The organism is Stenotrophomonas sp. STEN087 (genome assembly GCF_056759115.1).
On the sequence record NZ_JBRRCR010000021.1, the window covers coordinates 1 to 21,173 of the forward strand.

A 21,173-nucleotide genomic window follows, 5' to 3' on the forward strand; every position below is an offset into this window, starting at 1 on the left:
GGGTGCGGGGGGGGGGGCCGGGCGGGGTTCGGGGGGGGGGTTGCGGGGGGGCTGGGCCGGCCCGCTACCGCTCCCGCTGCGCTACCAGCAGCCAGCTGTTGAACGGTGTGCGCCCATGCAGCGGCCGCACCTCGCCCACCTGCAATCCGGCTTCGGCCAGCGTCGCCCGCAGCAGTGCCGGGTCGGGGTAATGCCGTGGCCGCGTGCCCATCCAGCCCACCAGCCAGGCCAGTCGATCAGCCACGCGCGTGGTGCGGTCGCGGCGGTCGCCGGTGGCCAGCGGCGTGCGCAGCAGCAGGCGGGCGCCGGGCGCCACCCGGGCGCTGGCGGCTTTCAGCAGGTCCAGCTGCGGCTGCGCATCCAGGTACTGCAGCACGTCCAGCAGCAGCACGTGCCCGGCCTGCGCAGGCAGGGGCGCCTGCACGTCCAGGCAGTCGAACCGCACATCCTCCAGGTCCCCACCGGCCCGCTGCGCGCGGGCGATCTTGCCCGCATCCACGTCCACGCCCAGATAGGGCTGGCCGCGACCGCGCTGGCGCAGCACGTGGGCGAACAGGCCCAGCCCGCAGCCCAGGTCGAGCAGCGGCAGGCCATCGTCAGGAAGGTGCTGCAGCACGCCGTCATACAGCGGATCGCTGCCCAGCTTGCCGCGCGTGTAGTAGTAGTCGCGGCGGTTGCCCCAGGCCTGCACCGGCCGGAACGCCTCGGCGATGGCCCGAGCCTGGCCGCGCTCCAGCGGCGAACAGTTCAGTGGTGTGCCGTTCCCTGGCAGGCCATCCATCGCTCAGTCCGTTCGCTGCAGCAGGCGCGTGGCCACGGGCAGGGCGCGTTCGGCCCACAACGCATACATCCGCGCGGAGGGATGCAGGCCGTCCTCGGCGATCATCGCCGGGTCGGCGCCGTGCGTGCGGCTGATGTCGGCGATGTCGACGAAGGCCACGCCCTGGTGGGTGCTGATGACCTCGGCGGCGGCGTTGAATTCGTCGGTCTCGATCTCGATGCGGGTCAGGTCACGGCCGCTGCCGGCACCGAACGGGGTCGTGCCCCAGTCGGGGAAGGACAGCACCAGCACGCGGCCGGCATCGCCACCGGCATAGCCGATCGCACGCTGCAGCAGGGCCTCGAACTGCTGGCGGTACTCGTCCAGCGGGCGCCCGCGGTACTGGTTGTTGACCCCGATCAGCAGGCTGACGAAGTCGAACGGGCCCTGCGGTGCGGCGGCATCGATGCCGGCATCGAGCTCATCGGTGGTCCAGCCGGTGGTGGCGATGGTCTGCGGGTCGGCCAGGTCCACGCCCTGGGCACGCAGCGCGGCGGCCAGCTGGTGCGGCCAGCGGCCTTCAACCGCGACCGCTTCGCCGATGGTGTACGAGTCGCCCAGCGCCAGGTAGGACAGCGCCACGCTCAGGCCACCGAACGGCGCGGCTTCAGCGGCACGACCTTGGTGGCGTCTTCGGCGCGGCGGGCCAGCACGCGGTCGATGCGCGCGAACACATCGCGCATCACCGAGGCTTCCGGCAGCAGGGTCACGCGGAAGTGGTGGCGGTAGGGCACGTTGAAGCTCGAGCCCGGCACGACCAGCACGCCCTCGTCGTTCATCAGGTCCAGCGCGAAGTTATGGTCGTCGAAGCCCTTGGCGGCGGCACCGACCACGGCCGGGAACGCGTACAGCGCGCCGGCCGGGGCGACCAGCGACAGGTGCTCGCTGGCGTTGCAGGCCTCGATCACCGCGCGGCGGGTTTCATACAGGCGGCCGCCGGGGGCGCACAGTTCGGAAATGGTGTCCGGACCGTTCACCGCGGCGTCGATGGCGTACTGGCCCGGCACGTTGGCGCACAGGCGCAGCGCGCTTAGCAGGTCGAGCGCTGCGCGGAATTCACCCAGGCGCGCATCGTCGCCAGTGAGGTGGGCCCAGCCCACGCGCCAGCCGCACGCACGGTGCACCTTGCTCAGGCCGCTGAAGGTCAGGCACGGGTGGTCGCCGGCCAGCGGCGCGACCGGCTGGAACACCGCGTCGTCGTACAGGATCTGGTCGTAGATCTCGTCGACCAGCAGCAGCAGGTTGTGGCGGCGGGCGATCTCGACCACGCGCTCCAGCAGCTCGCGCGGGTAGCTGGCGCCGCTGGGGTTGTTCGGGTTGATCAGCACGATGGCGCGGGTGCGCGAGGACACCAGCGTCTCGATCTCGGTCGGGTCGGGCTGGAAGCCGTTCTCCGGCGCGCAGCGGTAGTACACCGGGCGGCCGTCGTTGAGGATGGCCGCCGCCGACCACAGCGGGTAGTCCGGCGAGGGCACCAGCACTTCGTCGCCCGGGTTCAGCAGGGCGCGCAGCGACAGGTCGATCAGCTCGCTGACGCCGTTGCCGACGAACACGCGGTCCGGGTGGGCATCGGGCGCACCGCGGCGCGCATAGGCGGCGGCGATGGCTTCGCGGGCCACCGGCAGGCCCTGCTGGTGGGTATAGGGATCGGTGCGGCCCATGTCATCGGCGATGGCGTGCTGCAGGTGTTCCGGCGCACGGAAGCCGAAGTTGCCCGGGTTGCCGATGTTCAGCTTGATCAGCTTGCGGCCCTGCGCCTCCAGCTCCCGCGCTCGCCGGGCCAGCTCTCCGCGGATCTCGTAGCGCACTTCGGAAAGGCGCTCGCGGGTGGCCAGGGGCTTGTGCGAGGGGGTGGACATGGGGCTGGGCCGTCAAAAGGCGTGGGGTTTCCATCCTACCGGAATTGCTGCAGTGCATGGCAGGGCCCCAGGGCCTGCCGTTGTTGGGCTGGCAGGGCATCGGGCCGGTTAGAATGGCGGCGATGACCCAGACCCCCGATTTCAACGCCCTGCAGACCATCGGCTGGCCCTGGCCGGGCCCGCCGCAGCAGGCCGACTGGCAGGCCGCGATGGCCGAGCACCCGCAGGCCCGTCCGGCGCGGGTGATCGAACAGCACCGCACCCACTACGTGGTGGCCGATGGCCCGGAGGCCTCGATCAAGGCCGAGTCGCTGCCGGAATGGCAGCGCCCGCGCTTCCCCAGCCATGAACGGCCCGCGGTGGGCGACTGGGTGCTGCTGGACGGCATCCGCATCGTCGCCCTGCTGCCGCGGCGTACCGCCATCAAGCGTGGCGCGGCCGGCGAGCATTACCACCAGCAGGTGATCGCGGCCAACATCGATACGGTGTTCATCGTCTGTGGCCTGGATGCCGACTTCAACCCGCGCCGCATCGAGCGCTACCTGCTGCTGGTCGGCGGTGGTGGTGCCGAGCCGGTGGTGGTGCTGACCAAGGCCGACCAGACCGAGTACAGCGAAGACGCGCTGGCGGTGCTGGAGGAGCTGGAGATGCAGGGCATCGCGCTGCACGCGATCAATGGCCTGGATGCCGACAGCGTGTCCGTGCTGGAACCGTGGCTGGGCCCGGGCCGCACGGTGGTGCTGGTCGGCTCGTCCGGTGCCGGCAAATCCACGCTCACCAATACCCTGCTGGGCGAGCAGCGGATGAAGACCAATGCGGTGCGCGCCAATGATTCGCGCGGCCGCCACACCACCACCCACCGCGCGCTGATGCCGCTGCCGATGGGCGCGTGCCTGATCGATACGCCGGGCATGCGCGAGCTCAAGCCGACCGGCGAAGAGACGCTGGCCGAAGGTGGCTTCGCCGATATCGAAGCGTTGGCGGCGCAGTGCCGCTTCAACGACTGCATGCACCAGCAGGAACCGGGCTGCGCGGTGCGCGCGGCCATCGATGCCGGTGAGATCGAAGAGAGCCGGCTGCAGAACTACTTCAAGCTGAAGGAAGAAGTGGCGGCTGCCGCCGCCAAGCTGGCCGTGCGCCAGGCCGAGACCGCGCAGGAGCGTGGCGGCAAGAAGGGCAAGGGCCAGCAGTTCCGCCCGGCGAGCAAGAACCGCCGGCGCTGATGGGTATCGCGGGGTCGGATCCCATTGCATCGCAATGGGCTCTGAACCCTGCAACGGACCCGCCTCTGCCTGCCCCTGGCAGGTGCCAACCCTGGTTGGCACGGGCGTGTCCGAAGCCCCGCCTGCGGCGGATGCCAACCAAGGTTGGCAACTACCGGGTTCTGCTTGAAACGACCAAACCCAGGGCAGGGCGCTATAGTCCGCCCATGGAAACGACCGCGACGCTGGACCATGACGTGGCCCACCATGCGGCGCTCGACGCGCGACTGGTCGAGGCCGTGGGCGGCATCCGCCTGCTGGGGCTCACCAGTTGGCCGGCAACGGTGCAGGCACCGTTCCTGGACAGCGTGGCGCGCGGCCAGCCGGTGCTGCCGAAGGTGGACTATCCGAAACTGGACTTCAGCGAGGAACGCCGCGCACTGGCCGCCATCGCCGCCGAATGTGATCCCAGCCATCCGCTGGGCCACTACGTGCAGCAGTCCGCGCAGAGCTGGGACCTGGCTGCGCAGCTGCTGGAAGGCCTGGGCACCGCCGCTGTCGATCGCTGTTCCGTGCAGCTGTTCGGTGCGCCGGAGCAGCCATTGCCCGGCAATGGCCCGAGCACGCGCGAAGCGGCCCGCCACTTCATCCAGATCGCCAGCGAGCTCGACAGCGAACTGCTGGCCCCGGAAGAACAGGTGCCCGTCTCCGCCATCGCCCTGCAGTTGCAGCTGCAGAACGACCTCGATGGCTTCTTCGAATCGCGGATCATCCAGGTGCAGCTGGACCCGGAGCTGGTGTCCAAGGCTGCTGCCGGCCCGACCCGCATCCGTCTGCGCACCAGTGCACGCTTCAGCGCCTACGACCGCGCGCAGTTGTTCCACCACGAAGCGCTGGTGCATTCGCTGACCGCCTTGAACGGCCGCGAACAACCGGTGCTGCCCAGCCTGGCGCTGTCCTCACCACGGGTGACCGCCACCCAGGAAGGCCTGGCCACGTTCGCCGAGCAGATCACCGGCAGCATCGACATCGAGCGTCTGAAGCGCATCAGCCTGCGAACCGAAGCCATCGCGATGGCACGCGAAGGTGCGGATTTCATCGAGGTGTACCGCTACTTCTGCGATGCCGGGCAGAACCCGGAGGAAAGCTTCGCCTCGGCGCAGCGCGTGTTCCGCGGCGTACCACCGAGCGGCGGCCTGGCCTTCACCAAGGACACGGTGTACCTGCGCGGACTGGTGTCGGTGCACACGTTCTTCCGCCACATGCTGGCCGAGGACCGCCTGCAGGTCTGCCGCTGGTTGTTTGCCGGCAAGATGAGCCTGACCGACGCGATCGCGTTCGCACCGTTGTTCGAGAGCGGCGTACTGAAGCCACCGCGCTGGCTGCCGCATTGGGTGAGCCGGGCCAATGGCCTGGCGGGAATGCTGGCGTTCTCGCTGTTCGCCAATCGCATACGGATGGACCAGCTGGCGCCGGAGTGAAAGGCGTTGGTGGAAGCCCCACCGAAAACGGTCGCAAAAATCAAAAACAGAACCGGGGTCAGCCCGTTGCCAAGCAACGGGATCCGACCCTGTGCCGACCAACGGTCGGCACCCACAAACAGCAGCAGGTTCCATCAGCGGCAGGTTCCAACAGCTCGCAGGAAACTGTCGAAGGCGGGGTGGGTCCGGTTGCGGGGGCGTGAGCCGCATGGGCCCGAGGCATGCCTCGGGCGGGTTGGGCAGGACGCCCAACCCCGGTCTTGCCGTGTGCGCAGGACAGCGCACATGAGCAAGCGGCGACCGAGCTTACATGGACGTACTTGCAGCGTCCCCCGCAACCGGACCCACCCCGCCATCCCACGGATAGCCGCTCTTGCCGTTGACGTTGACGTTGACGTTGCATCGAGCGGGTGCAGGGCGCAGCCCTGCCGAAATAACCCCACGAACGAGACGCGCGTCACTGCCCGCAACACCCACGCCACTTCGTAAAAAACATTTCATCTTCCATTCGCATAGTGGCCTCGCGCCGTGCCGAGTCGCGGCGGACTCCCCCCATGCAATGGATCCACATGCAGACCCGACACCTCACGATCGCCGTCGCGATCGCGCTTTCCGCCGCCAGCGCCCATGCCGCCGAAGCCACCGATGCCACCGCCGACGCCGCGCTGAGCGCACAGACGCTCGACACCGTGTCCGTCATCGGCCAAGGCGAAACCCGCCAGGTGCAGCGCATCACCGCCGTCGACAAGCAGGTGCTGCCGCCGGGCACCAGTGGCCAGAAGATCCTCGACCGCCTGCCCGGCGTGTCGGTGCAGTCCAACGACGCCTTCGGCGCCAACGAAGAATCGCAGACCATCAGCCTGCGCGGCTTCGACAAGAGCCGTCTCGGCTACACGCTCGATGGCATTCCGCTGGGCGACAACAGCTACGGCAATTACAACGGCCTGAGCATCGCCCGCGCGCTGATCGCCGAGAACCTCGCCGGCGCCGAATTGTCGCAGGGCATCGGTTCGCTGGGCGTGGCCTCCACCAGCAACCTCGGCGGCACCATCCAGTATTTCTCGATGGACCCGTCCACCGAATTCGGCGGCCGTGCCAGCGTCACCGTCGGTGACAACAACCAGCGCCGCGGTTACCTGCGCGTAGATACCGGCGACATCAATGGCTTCTCGGCCTACGTCTCCGGCGTGCACCAGGACCAGGACATGTGGGCCGCGCCGTACCAGAACCAGACCACGCGCCAGTTCAACGCCAAGGCCGTGTGGAATGTCGGCGACCATCGCTTCGGTGCGTTCGTCGCCACCTCGCGCGCCAGCCAGGCCAACTACGCCTACCTGTCCAAGGACATGCTGGACCGCGGCCTGGGCTGGGACTGGAACATCTACGCACCGGACTGGGACCGCGCCGTCGCCGCTGCCTACTGCGCGCCGGGTACGCGTGATCCGGCCAAGTGCCAGTTCAGTGGCGGCGTCAACAGCATCGACGATGCGTACTACCAGAGCCGCGCGCTGCGTGATGACAACCTGTACTCGGTCGACGCCGACCTGCGCCTGGGCGAGCAGGGTCGCCTGAAGCTGGTGGCCTACCACCACGACAACCGTGGCCAGGGCCACTGGTGGGCGCCGGGCCAGCCGTCCTACCCGGGCACCGACCAGATGCTGCCGATCTCGATCCGCAGCACCAACTACACCATCAACCGCGACGGCCTGACCGCCGCGCTGTCGTGGCAGGTGGGCATCCACGAGCTGGAAGCCGGCCTGTGGTACGAGCAGAACGACCACAACGTGTCGCGCAATTTCTATTACATCAGCGGCCCGTTCCTGGATGATCTGTACCTGATGAACCCGGACCGCCTGCTGTTCAACCAGGACTTCGACATCCGCACGCAGCAGTTCTACGTGCAGGACCGCATGCGCCTCCTCGACCAGCGCCTTACCGTGGACGTGGGCCTGAAGAGCCCGAACACGCGCATGCGCGCGACCGCCAAGGGCGGTGTGGAAACCAGCATCGCTTCGGGCACGCTGACCGCCAAGGAATCGGTGCTGCCGCAGGTCGGCGTGGGCTTCAAGCTCAATGCCAACAACGAGCTGTTCGCTTCGTATGCCGAGAACATCGCGGCCTTCGTTGGCGGTGGCAGCGGTGGCCCGCTGCAGGTCTCGCCGGAATCGTTCGCGGCCAGCGCCGGGCTGGAACCGGAGAAGTCCAAGAGCCTGGAAGCCGGGTTCCGCACCTTCGGCGAGAAGTACCAGGCATCGATCGCCGCCTACAACGTGACGTTCGACAACCGCCTGCTGTCGCTCAACCCGTGCTCGAGCATCGAAGTCGGCACGCGCCCGGAGTGCGTCACCCGCTTCATCAACGTGGGTTCGGTGAAGAGCCATGGCGCCGAGCTGACCTTCATCCTCAAGCCGATCGACGGCCTGCAGTGGTACAACGCGCTGTCCTGGAACAAGACCACCTACGAGGACAACTACACCTCGGGTGGCGAGATCGTGCCGGTGGCCGGCAAGATCACCGTGGACACGCCGCAGCGCATGGCGTCCAGCGAAATCAGCTGGAACCGCGATGGCTTCTTCGCCAGCCTGCGCGCCAAGTACACCGGCAAGCGCTACTACACCTACACCAACGACCAGTCGGTGCCGGGCGTGACCACCTTTGATGCGGGCGCCGGTTATGACTTCGGGCCGGGCATGGGCCCGCGCAACATCCGCGTGTCGTTGAACGCGACCAACCTGACCAACAAGCGGTATGCCGGCCAGCTGAGTTCGTTCGCACCGACCGACCCGAATGGTACGCGTTACGCCATCCATGCCAGCGCACCGCGCCAGGTGTTCATGACGGTGGCTGCGGACTTCTGACCGGCAGGGGTCAGAGCCCGAGCGGGGGAATGCCAGGGGTCGGATCCCTTTCGCGTGCGAAAGGGCTCTGACCCCATCAGCAAGGGACCACTAAACTGCAGTGGTTCCCCCGCGATGGAAGTCCCCCCTTTGACCCCCGACGAGTACGACCGCGCCTCCCGCGCGCTGCTGCAGGACTACCTGCTGCAGGCATCTCCCGAGCAGCGCCATATCTACGTCGCGCGCCGCAACTACGATGACAGCCCCGAGCTGCTGGCCTGGCTGGCCGAGCGCAGCGAGCTGGATCGCGCGACGGCGCTGATGATGTACTGGTCGCTGGGCGCGGCCTGGTTCAGCCAGTACGCCGCTGATGACGACGTGCCCGGGCATGAGCGCGACGCCCATGCGATCGTCCGCCGCATCGAGCAACGCTACACCGAGGGCTTCTATGCCGGTCGTGCACTCGCCTTCGACCCGGGCAACTGGCCGGGCCCTTCGATGGGTGATCATCCCGGCCTGGTCGTGCGTCGCGCCGTCCCGGACGCCATGCTGGCTGCGGTGGCAGGCGAGCGGGCCTGCGATCCCTTTGCAGAGGCCGTCGACGCCGCCTTCGATGATGGCCTGCCGCTGGCGCTCGCAGCACAGCTGCACGACATGGCCGCGGCGGTGCAGGCTGATCGTGGGCCGGCCCTCGGCGATGCCGTCGCCGGCAACGTCGACATCTGGGCCGAGGCGGTGCCGCCGACGCTGTCGCCGCTGGCGACGGTCGCGGATCCGGGCTGGCCGGTGCTTGAGACCTTCCTGCGCCAAGCCTCACCGGAGGAATGCCATCAACTGATGCTGTTCGCTGACACCAGTGCGCTGTCAGATGCGCTGCAGTGGTTGCTGGACCAGCCGACGTTGTCGGCATCCAGCGCACTGGCGCTCTACTGGAACCTGGGCGCGTCGTGGTACGTCCCCTTCGCGACGATCGAGGATGTTCCGGAGTCGCACCGCTACACGGCAGCCGTGCTGAGACGCATCGAGCAGCGCCTGGCTGATGGCGGTTACGCGGATCACGGGCTGGGTTTCGACCTGGCACGGAGCCGGCCGCGTTTCCCTGCGTGTTGGCCAGGTCGGGAGGTGCGGCGTGCGATTCCTGACCCGATGTGGCAGCCGCGCCCGGGGCAGATCGTGGAGGAATCGGACGAGGTGGATTTCATCACCGGCCTGCCGGAAGACATTGCCGAAGCGCTCGCGAACGCCCGAGGGTAGAAGCAGTAGATCCACGCCGTGCGTGGATGGGCCTCACCCCATATACAACCCACCATCAGGCAGGGGTCGGAGCCCTTTCGCCGGCGAAAGGGCTCTGACCCCGAGCGGAGGCTTGAATGGTGCGGATCCCTTTCGCATCGCGAAAGGGCTCTGACCCCACGGGCCTCACCCCATATACAGCCCACCATTCACCGGGTAATCCGCACCGGTCACATACGAGGCTTCATCCGAAGCCAACCAGGCCACCAGGCCGGCCACTTCTTCCGGGCGGCCCAGGCGACGCACCGGCACCGAGGCGGCCAACCGGTCCAGCACGTCCGGCGGGAAGCTGCTGATCGCCTGGCTGGCGATGTAGCCCGGCGACAAGGTGTTCACGGTGACCCCGCGCGAAGCGACTTCAGCAGCCAGCGCACGGCTGAAACCGTGCATCGCCGCCTTCGCCGTCGCGTAGTTCACCTGGCCGATCTGGCCCTTGTGCGCGCTGACCGAGCCGATGTTGACGATGCGGCCCCAGCCACGCGTGGCCATGCCGTCGACCACCTGCTTGGTCAGGTTGAACAGCGCGTTGAGGTTGGAGGCGATCACTGCATTCCAATCTTCCACCGTCATCTGCCGGAACAGCAGGTCACGGCTGCCGCCGGAGTTGTTGACCAGCACGTCCACCTCGCCCACCTCGGCACGCACCTTGGCGAAGGCCGCCGTGGTCGAGGCCCAGTCGGTGGCGTTGCCTTCGGAGGCGATGAAGTCGAAGCCCTGTTCGCGCTGTTCGCGCAGCCAGTTGGCCTTGCGCGGCGAGTTCGGTGCGCAGCCGGCGACCACGGTGTGGCCGGAACGGGCCAGGCTCTGGCAGATGGCAGTGCCGACACTGCCCATGCCGCTGGTGACGTAAGCGATTCGAAGCGTCATTGCAGAAGGCTCCTTGGTGTCCGGATCAGGATGCGAAGGGATACAGGCCGAACAGCAGGCCGCCGACCATCAACAGCAGCGAGATGGCGATCGCCCACTTCAGGGTGAACTTCTGGTGGTCGGCGAATTCGACCTTGGCCAGGCCCACCAGCAGGTAGGTGGACGGCACCAGCGGACTGAGCAGATGCACCGGCTGCCCGGCCAGCGAGGCGCGGGCCATTTCCACCGGGGTGATGCCGTAGTTGCCGGCCGCCTCGGACAGGATCGGCAGCACGCCGAAGTAGAAGGCGTCGTTGGACATGAAGAAGGTGAACGGCATCGACGCGATGGCGGTGATGACGGCCAGGTACGGGCCCCACGAATCCGGGATGATCGCCAGGAAGCTGTGCGACATCGCCTCGACCATGCCGGTGTTGTTGAGGATGCCGGTGAAGATGCCCGCGGCGAAGATCAGCGCGACCACCGACAGCACGTTGCCGGCGTGATTGACCACGCGGCGGCGCTGTTCGGCCAGGTTCGGGTAGTTGATGACCAGGGCGATGGCGAAGCCGACCATGAACAGCACCGGCATCGGCAGCACGCCGGCGATCAGCGCGCCCATCAGGGCCAGGGTCAGCACCAGGTTCACCCACAGCAGCTTCGGCCGCTTGATGTCCTCGGCGTCTTCCACCGACGGCAGCGCGTTGTTGTCATCGGACACGCTGTTGTCCATCCAGCTGCCACCCTGCGGCAGGGTGACCACGCCCAGGCGGCGGCGTTCCTTCATGCCCAGGTACCAGGCCAGCAGCAGCACGCCGGCACAGGCGATCACCATCGACGGGATCAGCGGCACGAACACATCGGCCGGGTCCACGTGCAGCGCGGTGGCTGCGCGTGCAGTCGGGCCGCCCCACGGGGTCAGGTTCATCACGCCGCCGGCGAGGATGGTCACGCAGGTCATGTTCAGCGCGTTCATGCCCAGGCGCTGGTACAGCGGCAGCATCGCCGAGACGGTGATCATGTAGGTGGTCGAGCCATCGCCGTCGAGCGAGATCAGCATCGCCAGCACGGCGGTGCCGAGCACGATCTTCATCGGATCGCCCTTGACAAAGCGCAGGATGATGCGCACCAGCGGGTCGAACAGGCCGGCATCGATCATCACGCCGAAGTAGAGGATGGCGAACATCAGCATCACGCCGGTCGGCGCGATCTTCTTGATGCCTTCCAGCATCATTTCATCGATGTTGGCGCCAAATCCGCCGAGCAGGGCGAAGATGATCGGGATGGTGATCAGGGCGACCAGCGGCGACAGTCGTTTGCTCATGATCAAGTACATGAACGTAATGACCATGCCAAAGCCGAGGATGCTCAGCATCATCTGCGGACTCCTTGCGTACTGCGGTTGAAGAGGGGAGGGGGAGGGAGTGCGTGGCTCAGAAGTCGAACTGCAGGCGGCCGGTGACCGCGCGCGTGCGGTCCAGCGTCACCCCGGCCAGACGGTCGCGGTTGCGGCTTTCGATCACGTCGAGCATGAAGCGCAGGTTGTCGCGCAGGTACCAGTTGCCGCCCAGCGTCCACGCAGCGGTGCTGCCGCGGCGCAGGTCCGGCGCACCATCGAGGTGCTGCGCGCCCCACATCTGGTCGTAGCGCAGCGCCACTTCGAAGGCACCGGCCTTGTGGCGGATGTCCTTGACCCGTGCGAAGCGGCCGGTCTTGCGGTCGTAGGCCTTGCTTTCACCGGTGACGAACCAGCTGAGCATGCCGTAGGCAGCCATCACGTCGCCGCGCTGGGCGCCGTCATCGAAGGTGGCGCCGCTGAACTCGCCCTGCCAGGACAGTGGGCCGCGCACCTGCGCGTACTCCAACGACCATTTGTTCACGTCGGTATCGCGGCCGGCGGAGAAGTCGACCAGGGTCAGGCGGCTCTCGTCGGACAGATGGCCGGCCGGGCGCGGGCGGATCTTCAGGCCCGGGGTGCCGTTGCTGCCGGGGTTGTCGTAGGCCTCATGGGCCAGCGACAGGCCCAGGTGCAGCACGTCGCCGTCGTTGGGCGAGGGTGCCCAGGTGACGCGGCCACCGGCGGCGCGGCCCTTCACCTGCCAGGCATCGATGCTTTCCAGGCTGTAGAGGCTGGCCGCCCAGGTGAAATCACCCGGATTGGCCTGCCAGGACGCGCCCAGGCGGTACAGCGGCGCCAGCGTGGTGCCGGCGTTGCCGCGCTCCAGGAAGCTGCCGTAGTTGGAGCTGGTGCGGTCATCCAGCGAGAAATACTGCTTGAACTGGCCGACCGTCAGCTTGCCGGCCTTGCCGAAGCTGCGGCTGAGGTAGACGTCCTTGGCCTCGACGCGGTCACCGGAAAAGTCCGCTTCGGCCTTGTAGTCGACCACGAAGAACTTGCCCGACACGTCCAGCCAGGCGCGGCGGATCTCGGTGTCGTCCTTGTTCGGGGTGCCGCGGTCGTCGTTGTCGAACGTGGCGAAATCCAGGTGCAGGCGGCCGCCGACGGTGGCGGTGACCGGCCGGTCGTCTTCAGCAAAGGCCGGCGCGGCCAGCGCAGCCAGGGCCATCATGGCGGCGGGGCGCTGCCAGGCAAACTTCAGTTCCACAAACCCTCCCAGGTGCGCGCCGGGCGCGCGGCAATCGTGGGCACCGGATGGTGCGCGGCCGCAGTCTGGGTTGCGGTAGCTGTCATCGTCCTGTCAGCGGTTTGTGCGGTGCAGCGTAAAACGGGCCGCTGCGCTCGCGGGGCATGGCCCGGCGCTACCACCGCTACGGTGCCCCGGGATGCGTCCGCACCGCGATCCCGGTAGCGCCGGGCCGTGCCCGGCGGAAGGCATCGGCACCGTGATCCCCGGGAGCGCCGGGCCATGCCCGGCGGAAGGCCCGCCACACGCCGCCGCGCCGCACGCGGTAGCATTCGCTTCCCCCTGCGTCCCTCCGTTGCCCGCCGATGCGCCTGCTGCTGGTCGAAGACAATCCGGATCTGGCCGATGCCATCATCCGCCGCATGCGCCGCAGCGGCCACGCGGTGGACTGGCAGGCCGACGGCCTGGCCGCCGCCAGCGTGCTGCGGTACCAGAGCTTCGACCTGGTGGTGCTGGATATCGGCCTGCCCAAGCTGGATGGCCTGCGCGTGCTGGCCGGCATGCGCGAGCGCGGCGACAGCACGCCGGTGCTGATGCTGACCGCGCGCGATGGCATCGAAGACCGCGTGCAGGCACTGGACGTCGGCGCCGACGATTACCTCGGCAAGCCCTTCGACTTCCGCGAATTCGAGGCGCGTTGCCGCGTGCTGCTGCGGCGTGCACGTGGCCAGGCCAGCGAAGTGGTGCAGGTCGGTGGCTTCCAGTTCGACAACGCCGCGCACCGCGTCAGCGTGGACGGTGAGCCGATCGAACTGCCCAACCGCGAATACCGGCTGCTGGAAATCCTGGTCGGCCGCCTCGGCCAGGTGGTTGGCAAGGACGAGATCGGCAACGGCCTGTTCGGCTTCGACGACGAAGCCGGGCCGAACGCCATCGAGCTGTACATCGGTCGCCTGAGAAAGAAGCTGGCCGGTGCGCCGCTGCGCATCACCACCGTGCGGGGTGTCGGCTACCTGCTGGAAGAAGCCGGCGACGCCAGCAGCGATGGCGATGGCTGAGGTGCGTACTGCGGTCGCCGCGCCGGGCTCGCTGCGGCGCACCCTGCTGCTGTACCTGGGCACGCTGCTGGCGGTGTTCGCAGTGGCCCTGCTGTTTGCCGCGCGCGACTACGGCCAGCGCGCCGCCAACCGTTCCTACGACCACCTGCTGGTGTCCTCGGCCTTGTCCATCGCCGATTCGGTGGCGCTGGTCGATGGCCAGTGGCAGGTGGACCTGCCGTACGCCGCGCTGGATCTGCTGGCGATGGCGGCGGAGGACCGCGTGTTCTATCGGGTGGCCGACAGCCGCGGCAACCTCATCACCGGTTATGGCGACCTGCCCGCGCCACCGCGTCGGCCGGGCACGCAGCCGCAGCTGTTCGATGCGTCCTACAGTGGCGAGACCGTGCGCTTCGTGGTGGTCAGCCGCAGCTTCGCCGCCGCGTCCGCGCAGGGCGAAGTGCAGGTGCAGGTGGGGCAGACCCGCCGCGCACGCGAAGCGCTGGCGCAGGACATGGTCAATCGCGCGCTGCTGGCCATCGGCGTGCTGTCGCTGCTGCTGCTCGCGCTGGTGGCCTTCGGCGTGCACCGTGCCTTCCGGCCGCTGGTGCGGGTGGAGCGCGAGCTGTCGCGGCGCGAGCCGTCCGACCTGAAACCGCTGGATGCGCGCGTGCCGCGCGAGATGGACCAGATGGTCGCGGCGCTGAACCGCTTCATGGAACGCCTGTCCAGCAGCAACGAGACGCTGCGTGCGTTCATGGCCGAGGCCGCGCACCAGATGCGCACGCCGCTGGCCGCACTACGCGCACAGGCGCAGCTGGCACTGGACGACGACGACCCGGACGACATGCGGCGCAGCCTGCAGGCCATCGAGCGCAATGCCACCCACATGAGCCGCCTGCTCAACCAGCTGCTCAGCGATGCCAGCGTGATCCACCGCTCGAACCTGCAGCGGTTTGCGGCCGTGGACCTGGCCGAGACCGTGCACCAGGCCCTGCACGAAGCACTGCCGCAGGCCGGTCCTGCACCGCGCGTGCAGCTGGCGATGACCGCCGAGCCGGTGCAGGTGCATGGCGATGCGCTGCTGCTGCGCGAAGCGATCAAGAACCTGGTCGACAACGCGCTGAAGTACGGCGGTGACGGCCCGCTGCAGATCGCGCTGACCGTGGAAGGCGGGCAGGCGGTGCTGACCATTGCCGACCACGGCGCCGGCATTGCCGCGGCCGATGCCGGGCGCGTGTTCGAGCGCTTCGCCCGTGGCGAGGGCGCACCCGCCGGTGGCGCCGGTCTGGGCCTGGCCATCGTCAAGCGCGTGGTCGACAGCCACGGCGGCCACATCGACCTGAGCAACCGCCCGCAGGGCGGTCTGGTCGCCACCATCCGCCTGTCCCGGAGCAGTTCATGATCCGCCTGTTCGCCACCGCCTTCGCCCTGCTGCTGGCGCTGCCGGTGCTGGCCGCGCCCGGCGACGTGCGCCGCTTTGCCGCGCAGGGCCCGGCCACCGCGCAGCTGCGCATCCACGGCAGCACCGACATCGAGGTGTTCGCGGTGGTCATCGCCGATTACCAGCGCCTGCACCCCGGCACCGAAGTGGTGTACGAGGACATCATCACCCAGGACCTGTACGCGCGGTACCTGCACGATCGGGCCGGGCCGGATTCGCCGGACCTGCTGATTTCCAGCGGCATGGACCTGCAGACCAAGCTGGTGAACGACGGCCACGCGCTGCCGCACCGCTCGGCGCAGACCGCCGCGCTGCCGGCCTGGGCGCAGTGGCGCAGCGAGGCGTTCGGCATCAGCTACGAGCCGGTGGTGATGGTCTACAACACCCGCCGCCTGCCGGCCGCCAAGGCACCGCATACGCGTCGCCAGCTGCTGGATCTGCTGCGCGCCGAGGGTACGCCGCTGCGCGGCAGGGTCGGCACCTACGATATCGAGCGCAGCAGCGTGGGCTACCTGCTGGCCACCCAGGACGCGCAGCGCGGCAGCATCGCCGGTGCGCTGCTGGGCGCGCTGGGCGACAACGCGGTGCTGCGCGAGGAGCGCACCGGCGTACTGCTGGACAAGGTCGCCAGCGGTGAACTGTCGCTGGTCTACAACGTGCTGGGTTCGTATGCACAGGCACGCATCGATGGCGGCGCGCCGCTGGCCATCATCGAGCCGGAGGACTACACCCTGGTGGTGCTGCGCACGGCAGTGATCCCGCGTACCGGGCCGCACCCGGAAGAGGCGCGCCGCTTCCTCGATTACCTGCTGTCGCCGCGTGGCCAGCAGGTGCTCTCGCGCGAGGCACGGCTGATGCCGATCGTCACCGGCAACGCGCGCAGCGACGATGCGCCGGGACGCAGCCGCCGCCCGATCCAGCTCGGCCCGGGCCTGCTGGTGTACCTGGATGCTCTGAAGCGCCGCCAGTTCCTCGATGCCTGGCGCAGCAGCGTGGAGCCGGCGGGGCGCTGACCGCGCCGGCCTGCACGTACAATGGCCCCATGAGCGAATACACCATCCTGATCGCCGATGACCACCCGCTGCTGCGTTCGGCGGTGGTGCAGTCGCTGCGGCAGAGCCTGCCGCTGGCACAGGTGCGCGAGGTGGCCAGCGCCGATGCCCTGGCCGAAGCCCTCGATGCCCAGCCCGAGGTGGACCTGGTGCTGCTGGACCTGACCATGCCCGGTGCGCACGGTTTTTCCGCGCTGCTGCACGTGCGCGGCTCGCATCCGGATATCCCGGTGGTGATCCTTTCCTCCAACGACCACCCGCGGGTGATCCGCCGCGCCCAGCAGTTCGGCGCCGCCGGTTTCATCCCCAAGTCCGCCCCGGCCGAGACCATCGGCCAAGCGGTGCAGGCCGTGCTCGACGGCAGCCTGTGGTTCCCGGCGATGGCACCGGAGCGCAGTGAGTCCGATGCGCTGCTGGCCACACGCCTGGCCCAGCTCACCCCGCAGCAGTTCCGCGTGCTGCTGTGCCTGGCCGATGGCCTGCTCAACAAGCAGATCGCCTACGAACTGGGCCTGGCCGAGAACACGGTGAAGGTGCACGTGACCGCCATCCTGAAGAAGCTGGAGTGCCACAGCCGCACCCAGGCGGCGGTGCTGGTGAAGGCGCTGGAGCCGGAAGGCGACGCCGGCGGGATCTGACCGATGCGGGCGATTCCGGCACCGTTCTACGCACTTGTCGACACGACCCTCGGCGAGGATCCGGCTGTGGTGGTGGTCAATACGGTGCTGGGGAGCTTTGCAGGCCGGGATGCATTCCCCTGGCACCTGCGGATCGGCATCGCCTGCAGAGGGTTGGGTGACAACGGCATGCCCGCCCCGGAAGAGCTGGAGGTGGTCACGCGTCTGGAAGGGCAGCTCGAATCAAGCATTGGAGCGGCCGGCAATGCCGTTTTCCTTGCCCGCATCACCGCCCGTGGCGAGCGCGTTCTGCTGTATCGGGTACACGATCCCGAACAGGCGAATGATCGCCTGCAGCAGCTGCTCGCTGCACCCGCACAGCTGCGGGAATGGGAGTTCCAGATGGAATACGACCGCGACTGGGCTCTGGCCCAGCCCGAACTCGACCTGCCGCTGCAGGATCCGCGGGTCAACTGATCCGTGTAGAGCCGAGCCCATGCTCGGCTGATTCCTGTCAGGCGCTGACGGAACGCAGATCGATGCAGGGCCGCATGCGCTCGGTGCCATCCCATTCGGTGGGCAGGCCCACGCTGGCGAAGGCGTCGACGATGGCCTGGCCGATCCGCTCCATGGCAGCGCTGTCGGGTGGGCCCCAGAAGCCAATGTATAGATCGCTGGTGCGCTTGGCGCGCTTCATGTCATCGCCGGAATAGAAGCAGAATCCTTTGAGGCCGGCATCCGTGCCGCCGCGCTGCCAGAAAAGTTCATTGGTGTCATCGGCAGCGTCGCCCGGTGTATCGCCGCACCCAGCAGTGGCGACGATGTCTGCGGCTTCCAGGGCTGCAAATGCAGCATCGATCCTGGCCCGCGCCAGTTTCCACGCAGAAGCGGACATCTTCCGGTCCGGCTTGCGCACCACGACCGCGGGGACGGCGTGGCCGGTCAGTGCGGAAAGCAAGGCCTTCACCTGCGGTGACCAGGCGTTTTCCACGATGTGGTTGCCATGCGCGTCGCACACATCGGGCTGTGCACCGGCATCGATCAGCAGCTGCACCGCCTCGGGCCCGTCCGGCGAAAACTCTGCCGCCAGATACAGCGCGGTGCGCCCACCTGCGCCGATGTGCTCCAGCGGGCTGCCGGCATCGATCAGCAGGCGCAGGGTGGCCAGGGTGTCTTCCATCGGAGCACAGTCCTGGCTGGATGCGGCCCTTTCCAGCGCGGTGAATCCGAAGGCATCCACCGCGTGTACGTCCGCGCCGGCTGCGAGGAAGGCTGCGGTGGCGGCTGCGTTGGCGTTCCAAGCTGCTTCAAAGATATCCGCGGAAATTTTCACCTTCGGGGACTTCTGCATGCTCAGCGATCCTTGCACGGGTAGGGGGCGATTGTAGGCAATGCAGCCGAGCATGGGCTCGGCTCTACAACGAGCGACCTGCGCTTCCTCTACCCGCGATGCCGTAACAGCATCTGCGTCATCAACGCGCGCAGCGCCGGCGGTCGCACTGGCTTGGGCAGGAAGCCCCAGCCCTGTTCGGCCGCATGCGCCTTCAGCGCGTCATCGCGCTCGGCGGTCACCAGGATCACCGGCGGCCGCGCCTGCCACAGCGTGCACAGCGCCTCGTACAGATCCGGCCCGTGCCATTGCCCCATGCGCACGTCCAGCAGCAGCAACTGCGGCACGTTCAGTGCGCTGGCGATCTCCAGCGCGCCTTGCGGGCCATCGGCCAGTTCCACGTTGCAGCCCCAGCGCTCCAGCAAGGCACGGGTGGCCGCGCACACGCGCGGGTCGTCATCGATGCTCCACACCCGGCACTGGCGCAGCGGGCTGTCGTCGGACGGTTCGGCGGCCAGTACGGGCGGCGGTGCCGGCGCGGCCACATCGTCGGCATGCCCCAGCGCCACGCTCACCGCGAACACGCTGCCCTTGCCCAGGGTGGAACGCAGGCTGATGCGGTGGCCGAGCAGGCGGCCGATGCGCTCGACGATGGCCAGGCCCAGGCCGGCGCCGCGTTCCTGTTCGACGCCATCGTTCAAGCGGCGGAATTCCTCGAAGATCTCGCCCTGCAGGCTTTCCGGAATGCCCGGGCCCTGGTCGTGCACTTCGATGCGCAGCTGGTCGCCCACGCGCCGGCAGCCGATCAGCACGCGTCCGCGCGGGGTGTAGCGCAGCGCATTGGACAGGAAGTTCTGCAGGATGCGGCGCAGCAGGGCTTCATCGCTGATCACCACCGCGCGGGTGTCGACCCAGTCCAGCTGCAGGCCACGGCTCTGCGCGGCGATGCCGAACTCGCGGGCCAGGGTTTCCAGCAGCGGCGACAGCGCGAAGGCGCGCACGCGGGTCTGCAGGGAGCCCGATTCGAGCCGCGAGATGTCCAGCAGGCTGTTGAGGATCGCGTCCTGTGCGGCCAGCGCGGCATCGACGTGCTCGCTCAGTTCGCGCGCTTCACCACTCAGCCGCGCGCGCAGCACCGAAACGAACATGCGCGCGGCATTCAGCGGCTGCAGCAGGTCGTGCACCGCCGAGGCGACGAAGCGGGTCTTGTAGCGGTTGGCCTGCACGGCCTCGCGGCGCGCTTCGTCCAGGTCATGGGTGCGCTCGGCCACGCGGTGTTCCAGCGCATCGGCCAGCGAGCGCAGTTCGCGCGCGGCGTTCTTGTAGCTGGTGATGTCCGCATAGCTGGTGACGAAGCCGCCGTCGGGCAGGGGATTGCCGCGGATCTCCAGCACCGTGCCGTCGTCCTTCTCGCTTTCGCGCATGTGCGGGCGGCCGCTGCGCAGGTGGTTCAAGCGGCGCTCGATGGCATCGTCGATCGGCCCGGGACCGAGCAGGCCGCGACGGGCGTTGAAGCGGAACAGCTCCTCGATCGGCCGGCCCACCCGCACCAGCCCCTGCGGGAAGCGGAACAGTTCGATGTAGCGCGAGTTCCACGCCACCAGGCGCAGTTCGCGGTCGATGATGACCACGCCCTGCGGCAGGTGCTCGAGGCTGCGGCTGAGCCCGCTGTCGGCATCGGTGGCAGCCTGCAGCAGGCCGTCCTGGGCGGTGCGCAGTTCCTGCGCGTGCTGCTTGAGCAGGGTTTCCAGCTCGCTGCGGCTGCGCTGGCGGTGCCGCGACAGGCGTCGGCGCTGCTGCACGAACAGCACCAGGAAGCCCAGTGCCAGCCACACGGCGGCACCGGCCATGGCCGCGGCGCGGCCCGCGCTTGAAGCACCGCCGGCATCGTGCAGCAGGTGCAGGCTCCAGTCCTCGTCGGGCAGGGGCAGGGTCTGCCACAGCATCGCCTGCGGCAGCGCCGGGTCGAGCAAGCGCACCATGCGCCCGCCATCGGCCAGTACGTCCTCGGTGCGCACGCGCAGCGGCTGCAGCGACCGGTCGGCGTACTGGCGGGCGTCGAGCATCTCGCGGCGCTCGTCGGCGCCCAGCGGGCGCAGCAGGCGGTAACGCCACTCATCGCGGTTGGCCAGGAACACCACGTCATGGTTGTCGCTGGCCAGCACCACGTCGGGGCTGCCCAGCCATTCCTGTTCCAGTGCGGACAGCTCGATCTTGATGACGATCACGCCGATGCGCTGGCCGTCGCCATCGACGATCGCCTCAGACATGAAGTAGCCCGGCACGCCGGTGGTCATGCCGATGCCGTAGAAACGACCACGGCCGTGCGCCAGCGCCTGTTGGTAGTAGGGGCGGTAGGCGTAGTCCTCGCCGACATTGGTCGAGGGCTGGTCGAAGTTGCTGGCCGCCACGGCCACGCCATTGCGGCCGACCAAGGTCAGGGTCGAGGTGCGGGTGACCTGGTTGGCGCGCTGCAGCTTGAGGTTCAGGCGCTGCGTTGCGGCGGGTGTCAGCGGCGCGCGCAGCGCCTGCAGCAGGTCCGGGTCCAGCGCCATCACCTGCGGCAGGGTGCCGAAGCGGTCAATGCGCTGCTGCAGGCCCTGGCCGTACAGCTGCAGCTGGCGCTGCACCTGGTTGCTTTCGGCGGCCAGCGCGCGGCGCCAGGCGAAGTGGCCGGCGGCGATCGCGCACAGCACGGTGCCACCGACCATCACCGCGATGGTCAGCAACAGCATCCGGTGACGGCTGAGCCAGTACATGGGCGCAGTCT

The 21,173-nt window shown here is 68.5% G+C and carries 17 protein-coding genes; 9 read left to right on the forward strand and 8 right to left on the reverse strand.

The window, feature by feature from the left end:
* Positions 1-64: 64 nt before the first annotated feature.
* From ACVOK1_RS07915 to ACVOK1_RS07925, 3 genes are read right to left on the reverse strand one after another with little or no spacing between them, the layout of a single operon-like run.
* Positions 65-781, reverse strand: a complete 717-nt coding sequence (locus ACVOK1_RS07915; protein ID WP_164074386.1) for a methyltransferase domain-containing protein — start codon at positions 779-781, stop codon at positions 65-67.
* A gap of 3 nt (positions 782-784) precedes the next feature.
* On the reverse strand, positions 785-1,402 hold the full coding sequence (locus ACVOK1_RS07920) for an SGNH/GDSL hydrolase family protein (protein WP_481561690.1): 618 nt from the start codon (positions 1,400-1,402) through the stop codon (positions 785-787).
* 2 nt (positions 1,403-1,404) lie between these two features.
* Entirely contained in the window at positions 1,405-2,679 is a 1,275-nt protein-coding gene (locus ACVOK1_RS07925; RefSeq protein WP_108769961.1) for a pyridoxal phosphate-dependent aminotransferase, read from the reverse strand.
* A gap of 113 nt (positions 2,680-2,792) precedes the next feature.
* Here ACVOK1_RS07925 and rsgA point away from each other — a divergent pair, with 113 nt between their 5' ends.
* From rsgA to ACVOK1_RS07945, 4 genes are all read left to right on the forward strand, one after another.
* Complete coding sequence (gene rsgA / locus ACVOK1_RS07930) at positions 2,793-3,902, forward strand: ribosome small subunit-dependent GTPase A (protein WP_108769960.1); 1,110 nt, start codon at positions 2,793-2,795, stop codon at positions 3,900-3,902.
* Positions 3,903-4,108: 206 nt separating this feature from the next.
* Positions 4,109-5,362, forward strand: a complete 1,254-nt coding sequence (locus tag ACVOK1_RS07935; RefSeq protein ID WP_108769959.1) for a flavohemoglobin expression-modulating QEGLA motif protein — start codon at positions 4,109-4,111, stop codon at positions 5,360-5,362.
* Positions 5,363-5,931: 569 nt separating this feature from the next.
* Entirely contained in the window at positions 5,932-8,220 is a 2,289-nt protein-coding gene (locus tag ACVOK1_RS07940) for a TonB-dependent receptor (protein ID WP_481561691.1), read from the forward strand.
* Positions 8,221-8,334: 114 nt separating this feature from the next.
* Complete coding sequence (locus tag ACVOK1_RS07945) at positions 8,335-9,453, forward strand: DUF4274 domain-containing protein (protein WP_481561692.1); 1,119 nt, start codon at positions 8,335-8,337, stop codon at positions 9,451-9,453.
* Positions 9,454-9,618: 165 nt separating this feature from the next.
* On the opposite strand, the gene phbB is transcribed toward ACVOK1_RS07945, so the two are convergent.
* From phbB to ACVOK1_RS07960, 3 genes are read right to left on the reverse strand one after another with little or no spacing between them, the layout of a single operon-like run.
* Complete coding sequence (phbB, locus tag ACVOK1_RS07950; protein WP_108769957.1) at positions 9,619-10,359, reverse strand: acetoacetyl-CoA reductase; 741 nt, start codon at positions 10,357-10,359, stop codon at positions 9,619-9,621.
* Between the two features lie 25 nt (positions 10,360-10,384).
* Positions 10,385-11,713 (reverse strand): CitMHS family transporter, encoded by a 1,329-nt coding sequence (locus ACVOK1_RS07955; RefSeq protein WP_481561713.1) that lies wholly within the window; start codon positions 11,711-11,713, stop codon positions 10,385-10,387.
* A 58-nt stretch (positions 11,714-11,771) separates the two neighbouring features.
* Complete coding sequence (locus tag ACVOK1_RS07960; protein WP_481561714.1) at positions 11,772-12,908, reverse strand: OprO/OprP family phosphate-selective porin; 1,137 nt, start codon at positions 12,906-12,908, stop codon at positions 11,772-11,774.
* A gap of 380 nt (positions 12,909-13,288) precedes the next feature.
* Between ACVOK1_RS07960 and ACVOK1_RS07965 the strand changes: the two genes are divergently transcribed.
* Genes ACVOK1_RS07965 through ACVOK1_RS07985 form a run of 5 tightly spaced genes read left to right on the forward strand, consistent with a single transcriptional unit; the run spans position 13,289 to position 17,550 of the window.
* Positions 13,289-13,981, forward strand: a complete 693-nt coding sequence (locus ACVOK1_RS07965) for a response regulator (RefSeq protein WP_481561693.1) — start codon at positions 13,289-13,291, stop codon at positions 13,979-13,981.
* On the forward strand, positions 13,974-15,365 hold the full coding sequence (locus tag ACVOK1_RS07970; RefSeq protein ID WP_481561694.1) for a sensor histidine kinase N-terminal domain-containing protein: 1,392 nt from the start codon (positions 13,974-13,976) through the stop codon (positions 15,363-15,365). The genes ACVOK1_RS07965 and ACVOK1_RS07970 overlap by 8 nt, the downstream gene beginning before the upstream one ends.
* On the forward strand, positions 15,362-16,417 hold the full coding sequence (locus tag ACVOK1_RS07975; protein WP_116864600.1) for an ABC transporter substrate-binding protein: 1,056 nt from the start codon (positions 15,362-15,364) through the stop codon (positions 16,415-16,417). The genes ACVOK1_RS07970 and ACVOK1_RS07975 overlap by 4 nt, the downstream gene beginning before the upstream one ends.
* A gap of 29 nt (positions 16,418-16,446) precedes the next feature.
* The gene (locus ACVOK1_RS07980) at positions 16,447-17,094 is read left to right on the forward strand and encodes a response regulator (RefSeq protein WP_481561695.1); all 648 of its coding nucleotides are present in this window, start codon (positions 16,447-16,449) and stop codon (positions 17,092-17,094) included.
* 3 nt (positions 17,095-17,097) lie between these two features.
* Positions 17,098-17,550 (forward strand): DUF695 domain-containing protein, encoded by a 453-nt coding sequence (locus tag ACVOK1_RS07985; protein ID WP_481561696.1) that lies wholly within the window; start codon positions 17,098-17,100, stop codon positions 17,548-17,550.
* 37 nt (positions 17,551-17,587) lie between these two features.
* On the opposite strand, the gene ACVOK1_RS07990 is transcribed toward ACVOK1_RS07985, so the two are convergent.
* Both ACVOK1_RS07990 and ACVOK1_RS07995 read right to left on the reverse strand, forming a co-directional pair.
* The gene (locus ACVOK1_RS07990) at positions 17,588-18,478 is read right to left on the reverse strand and encodes an ankyrin repeat domain-containing protein (protein ID WP_481561697.1); all 891 of its coding nucleotides are present in this window, start codon (positions 18,476-18,478) and stop codon (positions 17,588-17,590) included.
* A 35-nt stretch (positions 18,479-18,513) separates the two neighbouring features.
* Positions 18,514-21,162 (reverse strand): hybrid sensor histidine kinase/response regulator, encoded by a 2,649-nt coding sequence (locus tag ACVOK1_RS07995; protein ID WP_481561698.1) that lies wholly within the window; start codon positions 21,160-21,162, stop codon positions 18,514-18,516.
* Positions 21,163-21,173 lie beyond the last annotated feature (11 nt).

Bases quoted from the DNA above. Each gene is read 5' to 3' on its own strand.
- ACVOK1_RS07915 (WP_164074386.1), bottom strand. From the start codon at position 781: ATGGATGGCCTGCCAGGGAACGGCACACCACTGAACTGTTCGCCGCTG.
- ACVOK1_RS07925 (WP_108769961.1), bottom strand. From the start codon at position 2,679: ATGTCCACCCCCTCGCACAAGCCCCTGGCCACCCGCGAGCGCCTTTCC.
- rsgA (WP_108769960.1), top strand. From the start codon at position 2,793: ATGGCGGCGATGACCCAGACCCCCGATTTCAACGCCCTGCAGACCATC.
- ACVOK1_RS07935 (WP_108769959.1), top strand. From the start codon at position 4,109: ATGGAAACGACCGCGACGCTGGACCATGACGTGGCCCACCATGCGGCG.
- ACVOK1_RS07940 (WP_481561691.1), top strand. From the start codon at position 5,932: ATGCAGACCCGACACCTCACGATCGCCGTCGCGATCGCGCTTTCCGCC.
- ACVOK1_RS07945 (WP_481561692.1), top strand. From the start codon at position 8,335: ATGGAAGTCCCCCCTTTGACCCCCGACGAGTACGACCGCGCCTCCCGC.
- phbB (WP_108769957.1), bottom strand. From the start codon at position 10,359: ATGACGCTTCGAATCGCTTACGTCACCAGCGGCATGGGCAGTGTCGGC.
- ACVOK1_RS07955 (WP_481561713.1), bottom strand. From the start codon at position 11,713: ATGCTGAGCATCCTCGGCTTTGGCATGGTCATTACGTTCATGTACTTG.
- ACVOK1_RS07960 (WP_481561714.1), bottom strand. From the start codon at position 12,908: ATGATGGCCCTGGCTGCGCTGGCCGCGCCGGCCTTTGCTGAAGACGAC.
- ACVOK1_RS07965 (WP_481561693.1), top strand. From the start codon at position 13,289: ATGCGCCTGCTGCTGGTCGAAGACAATCCGGATCTGGCCGATGCCATC.
- ACVOK1_RS07970 (WP_481561694.1), top strand. From the start codon at position 13,974: ATGGCTGAGGTGCGTACTGCGGTCGCCGCGCCGGGCTCGCTGCGGCGC.
- ACVOK1_RS07975 (WP_116864600.1), top strand. From the start codon at position 15,362: ATGATCCGCCTGTTCGCCACCGCCTTCGCCCTGCTGCTGGCGCTGCCG.
- ACVOK1_RS07980 (WP_481561695.1), top strand. From the start codon at position 16,447: ATGAGCGAATACACCATCCTGATCGCCGATGACCACCCGCTGCTGCGT.
- ACVOK1_RS07985 (WP_481561696.1), top strand. From the start codon at position 17,098: ATGCGGGCGATTCCGGCACCGTTCTACGCACTTGTCGACACGACCCTC.
- ACVOK1_RS07990 (WP_481561697.1), bottom strand. From the start codon at position 18,478: ATGCTCGGCTGCATTGCCTACAATCGCCCCCTACCCGTGCAAGGATCG.
- ACVOK1_RS07995 (WP_481561698.1), bottom strand. From the start codon at position 21,162: ATGTACTGGCTCAGCCGTCACCGGATGCTGTTGCTGACCATCGCGGTG.